Origin of the sequence: Paenibacillus sp. cl123 (assembly GCF_900101595.1) — a bacterium.
Lineage (GTDB): Bacteria > Bacillota > Bacilli > Paenibacillales > NBRC-103111 > Paenibacillus_G.
This window is the reverse complement of the sequence record NZ_FMYY01000050.1, coordinates 1-4,987: the sequence shown is the minus strand read 5'-3', so window position 1 is coordinate 4,987 and position 4,987 is coordinate 1. Positions and strand designations below refer to the sequence as shown.

The 4,987-nt window shown below is 39.9% G+C and carries 3 protein-coding genes; 2 read left to right on the top strand and 1 reads right to left on the bottom strand.

All coding sequences use genetic code 11. The features are described 5' to 3' along the window. The first annotated feature begins 374 nt into the window (after nt 1-374). Nucleotides 375-974, top strand: a complete 600-nt coding sequence (locus BLR08_RS30470; protein ID WP_072338322.1) for a DUF4145 domain-containing protein — start codon at nt 375-377, stop codon at nt 972-974. A gap of 4 nt (nt 975-978) precedes the next feature. Then, nucleotides 979-4,719, top strand: coding sequence for a hypothetical protein (locus BLR08_RS30465; RefSeq protein ID WP_072338321.1), 3,741 nt, complete (start codon nt 979-981; stop codon nt 4,717-4,719). 7 nt (nt 4,720-4,726) lie between these two features. Here the strand turns inward: BLR08_RS30465 and BLR08_RS30460 are convergent. Then, a partial coding sequence (locus BLR08_RS30460; RefSeq protein ID WP_176835633.1) for a transposase occupies nt 4,727-4,987 on the bottom strand: 261 nt, incomplete at its 5' end.

The following is a 4,987-nucleotide window of genomic DNA, read 5'->3' as shown; positions in this document are numbered from 1 at the left end:
GCATCGCATTCACGGATCGCTGGGATATATGACGCCTATTCAGTATCGCCAAGCAGCCCTTAAAAAAGTTGTCTGATTTAATGTTGACAATCCAACCATACCAAGAGAAGTTCAGGATTCCGTATATGGATGAGTACGAAATACTTATTGAAATGGAAGCAGGCGCAAGCCAGATCAGCCTAAGCCTAAGTGACGATAAACAGACTATGACATACGAATCGGATTTCAATACAGCTACATTGAATAAGCAGAAATAGCGCCTATGCGGCGCTATTCTTTTTATCCAAATGAAGGAAAAAGATTGTGACATGTCGAATCATAGCGAGATTAGCCCTAGATCGATTGAATAAAATAGCGAAAAAGGAAGCGGAAATATGATAATCGAATGCCCCTATTGCGAATCGAAAGTAGATGGCATCATTAAAGGCGAGCATGAAACTTATGGTGAGCATGAAGATTGTCCTTCAAAGAGAGTGCTTCTAGCATGTCCGATTTGTAACAGTTCTCTACTCGGACTAACTGAACATTGGCAAATAGGCAATGAAGAATACAAGTGGAGCGATGCAGTTAGACTATGGCCAGAACCCGACAGGGTGTTGTCGTGGGAACTCCCTGATATAGTAAGTATTTCATTAAATGAGGCTCAAAAATGCTTTTCAAGTAAGGCGTATATTGCTTGCGCGGTGATGTGTGGGAGAGCTCTAGAAGGAATTTGTAAAGATTTTGGTACAAAGCATAATAATATTGCAGGCGGATTAAAGGAGCTTTTGGATAGAGAAATTATTGATAAGAGAATTTTTGATTGGGGCGAGGCTTTGCGTATTCATCGTAACATCGGAGCACATGCTTCAGATGTGAAGATTAGTAAAGTAGATGCATCTGATCTTTTAGATTTTGCATTAGCTATATGTGATTATATCTACATACTCAGAAACAAGTTCGAATCATTCATGGAAAGAAGAAAGGGGAGCTGATCATATGTTTAGATGGGTAGATGCAACCGATTTAAATTCATGGGCTAATAGAAGAGTAGCCCAGGAGCAACTTCCCAGACTAATAAGGCTTCTAATTGCCTCTACGAATAATTCAATTGAACGCATCTCCTTTCCAGCAGGCGAGAGTGTCCAATCAGGTGGGTTTGATGGTTTCCTATTAGCTTCAGAAGGAAATAGCTTTATTCCTACTGGGTTATCAATTTGGGAGTTCGGTACAGGTAGAAATCCGAGGGGGAAGGCGAACAGTGATTTCATTAAAAGAACTGAGAATTCTTTAGGAGTAGAAAAGTCCGAAGCTACATTCATCTTTGTTACTCCGAGAAGGTGGGGGAATAAAGCTGATTGGGAATCAGAAATGAATGAAAAGGGTCAGTGGGCTGAAGTGAGGGCCTACGATGCTGATGATATAGAACAATGGTTAGAGTTAGCTCCAGCAGTGAACATATGGCTTGGACATCTTATAGGCAAGAGACCTGAACATACACAAGATATCGAGAGTTTTTGGGAAGAGTGGAGGGCATCTACTGATCCACAATTTTCTGAATGCTTGCTTTTATTCGGGAGGGAAGCTTTTGTTGAAAGAATAAAATACTGGCTAGACAATGATGGAAGCATCTCAGTGCAGTCGGATTCTACTGAAGAATCAATTGCGTTTTTAATCTCATATGTGCAGACACTCCCTTTTGAAGATAAAAAAGGCATACTCGCTAGATGTGTAATAGCATACGACCAGAATGTATTCAGGACATTAAGTGCAAATAACGAACAGCTTATTCTAATCCCAATGTTCACAGGTCATATTCCAGTTGGTGTAGCTCTCGAAAAGGGGCATAAAGTATTTGTTCCTTTAGATAGGAGCAGTAGTTCGAATAATGAAACAGTGATTCTTCCTGCGTTCACAAAAAGGACATTAGAAAAGGCTTTAGTATCTGTAGGATTAGAGGGGAAACGTGCTAATGAGTTAGCAGATGCCTCTAAAGGATCGCTATCTATTTTACGTAGGCTTACCGCCGTTATTCCCGAAATACTCGCTCCACTTTGGTCCAGACCAGAGGAGGCAAGAAAGCTAATACCATTTTTGTTAGTAGGTACGTGGAATCACTCTAATACCAATGATCGGACTGTGCTTAGTAAGTTGGCTGGAGAAACCTACGAAGAAGTTCTTTCAATATTTACTCGATGGGCAAATGAACCAGACGCTCCAGTAAAAAAAGTCGGAGATTGTTATCAATTAACCTCAAGAGTGGATTCATGGTTACATTTAAATAAATATATCGATGTTGATGATCTTGTTAGACTTGGCGAGGTTATTGTTGATGTTTTTGGAAGTATAGACCCCAAATATGAAATGCCAAAGGAAGAACGGTTTATGGCAGCAGTTCATGGAAAAATTCTTCCTCATTCCAGTTTTCTTAGAAAAGGCTTAAGTGAATCGCTGGCAATGATCTCTACTCACGTGAACATGCAAATAAAGAATAGTGTACAAGCGATAGTCTGGAATCTTTTAAGAGAGGGTGCACGTTGGGACTATTGGGCGTCATTAAATGATTCGCTGATTTACTTAGCTGAAGCTTGTCCAGATGCTTTTACAAGTGGCTTAGAAAAATCGATTACAAATTCAAGTTTTTGTATGGGGGACATCTTTAACCAAGAAACAACTATGGGAGGCTGTGCTCATAGCAATCTATTATGGGCAATTGAAACTTGTGCTTGGAGTCCGAGTTATCTTGGTCAAGCGTCATTATTACTTGCTAAATTAGATGGAATTGATTCAGGTGGTAATTACGCTAATCGGCCATTTAATAGTCTTAGGGATATTTTCTTGTGCTGGCATCCTCAAACAACCGCAAGTATTTCAAGACGCTTTGAAGTTATTGATTCACTGTTACGGCATGAAGCAAAAGTTGGATGGAAATTACTGTGCCAATTGTTACCTTCCCATAGCAGTTTTACTACAGGTACAAAAAAACCTGAGTGGAGAGACTGGGCTAAGGATTTTAAGGAAGGAGTTACAAATCTAGAGTATTTCGAAAGTATCGAGAATGTTTGTCAACGTATAATAGGTCATATTGATTCCTCGAAGTGGATTGATGTTATTGATAAACTTGCAAGTATGCCACAACATTACTCCAGGGAACTGTTAAACAAACTATCTCAAACTAATCCAAATGAACTCGATACAGATACCAGATTAAAGATTTGGACAGGACTAAGAAATGAAGTACACAGGCATCGAAAATATTCTGAAGCTGACTGGTCTCTACCAAGTGATATTACAGAGATACTCTATGAACAATATAAGAGATTTGAACCACAGAATCTGATCGAAAAACTTTCGTGGCTATTTGACTACCACCCTGAACATCCTGATTGTTTCGACGAAGACTGGGAGAAAGAAGAACAAGGGATCCAATTAATTCGAATTAATGCCATAAAAGATTTGCTGCAAGGAAATGACTCTACTCTTTTAATAGACATGTCCGAACGAATAGAACAACCGTTCACTTTAGGGATTTTATCAGGAAAAGAAGATCAGGTAAAATCTGAACTAATCTCGATTCTGACAGAAGCAATCTCTAGGAACAATCCTAAAACATCAGAATTTGCCTGTGGGCTTGTTTCGTCCTGTTTTCACGCGGAGGGCTGGAATGGCATAGATGCAATATTAGAGGAAATACATGATAGATGGGACGATGCAAGCTTAGCGGAATTCTTTCGATATCTTCCATTTAGTAAACATACCTGGGAGTACTGTTCTAGAAACGTTATTGTCAAAGAAATGTATTGGAAAGGTGTACCTACCCATTTAAGACCTTCGGAAGTTGACTATATTGAAGCCATTATGAATCTTCTAGAGTATGATCGACCATGTGCAGCCTTTTATGTCCTTTATCACGCTCTGTACTCTAAACGAAACCCATCTCCTGAGTTAACACTGGAGATTCTTCTGAGAGTTGTTCATACTATTCCCGATTCAAAGGATTGGATAGCGTTAAAGTCCAGCTTCAGTTACGAGCTTGAAAAAGTATTAGGTTACTTAGAAGAAACAAATCTTCCAGTTGAAACACTTGAGACGCTAGAGTGGATATATCTTCCGATTTTTAGATATGGTAGGAAGCCAAAATTCCTTATCGAGAAAATTGTTAGAGAACCTGACTTTTTTAGGGAAGTAATCGTTACGATATATAGAGGGGAGAATGAAGCAGAACAAGTAGAAACAATTGACAGTAATAAGCGAATGAAAGCCCAATTAGCGTATGATTTATTGAATGAATGGGAGGCTGTTCCTGGTGTAAGCGCGGATGGTAATTTGAATGGACAGTACCTTAGAGAATGGATTACCATTGCACGAGAATATTGCAGTGCCGTTGGAAGGGGGGCTGTTGCCGATGTTCAAATAGGACAAGTACTGGCTTATTCCCCTTTCGGTACTGACGATTTGTGGCCACATGAAGAAGTAAGAAATATAATTGAGACTATTCAAAGTGAGGCTTTAGAGGATGGATTTCATACAGGAACTTACAATAAAAGGGGGACAATAAGCAAGGATCTGGATGAGGGTGGAATACAAGAGCGGAGATTAGCCGAGCAATATAAAGAGTATGCAGATGCTTTTGAAGGTAAATGGATACGTACAGCTGCAATTCTTAGAAGACTATACGAAGGGTATCTTAGAGAGGCAGATAGAGAAGACATTAGATCACAATTAAATTTCTACGACTAGTGCCCCATCAGACAACCTTGATCTTGTTCTGTTCTCGTAGTATGTCGGCATGACGCTTGTTCTTGTTTCGCCAGCGAAGATAAGCCTGGATCGCTGAGGCCAAGTCTTTGTGCTGTCGGAAGTCACTGCCTTCCAGTACAAATTTACGTAATGGTCCAAAATGGCATTCAATACGGTTAAGCCAGGAAGCATATGTCGGCGTAAAGACCAATTCCACATTATTTTCTTCCGCCCATAGCCTGACCTTGCTATGGTGGTGAGGAGAGAA